This is a genomic window from Zongyangia hominis (assembly GCF_014385095.1).
Taxonomy (GTDB): Bacteria; Bacillota; Clostridia; order Oscillospirales; family Ruminococcaceae; genus Zongyangia; species Zongyangia hominis.
In genome coordinates this window covers 1-661 of sequence record NZ_JACRTC010000020.1, presented here as the reverse complement: position 1 = coordinate 661, position 661 = coordinate 1, and the positions used below count along the sequence as shown (strand labels likewise).

Genomic DNA, 661 nt, shown 5'->3' with positions numbered 1-661 from the left:
ATCGAGGACATCAACGTGATGGTGGGTGCACCGGCGGACGAAGTGCTGGCCAAACTCCCGGCAAAAGTCACGGTGGAGCAGGAAGACGGCATCCAGAGAGACGTAGACGTTGTCTGGAACATCGACGGCGTGAAGCTGGATAAGGCTGGAACCTACGAGGCAGTGGGCACCATCGCCGGCACCGACGTGCAGGCGAAAGTGAAAGTCATCGTCGGCGAGGAAGCAGTCATCGATACCTTGACTCCGGCAGAGCTCAAAGCAAGCGCGAAAGAGGGAGCGACGGCGGAGGAAGTGTATGCGAAGCTGAAGAAAGACATAGTGGCAACCTACACCGACGGGACAACTAAGGAACTGACTTTGAGCGGCTGGGATTACAGCAAGGTGGACTTCAGTAAAGCAGGGACATATGAAGCCACTGGTAAACTGAGCCTGGACGGGACTGAGATCGAGAAGACGATCCCGATCAAAGTGACGATCACGAAAGAGGGCGGAGGCACCACCAAACCTGTGACGAAGCCCAACATTCCTGGTGGGAACAATTCCGACTGGAAGTGGCCGGAAGGCAGCGGTTCTGGTTCCGACTCCGGCAAGAAAAACCCGAACTCCGGTGACAGCAGCATGCTGCCCATCGCTCTGGCCGTTCTGGCTGCGAGCGCTGGCG

1 protein-coding gene is annotated in these 661 nt (G+C 57.5%); it reads left to right on the top strand.

Annotated elements, in window-relative coordinates; genetic code table 11:
• Positions 1-18: 18 nt before the first annotated feature.
• Positions 19-661, top strand: a 643-nt coding sequence (locus H8709_RS11795) for an Ig-like domain-containing protein (protein WP_262398494.1), incomplete at its 3' end; no start/stop codon positions are given.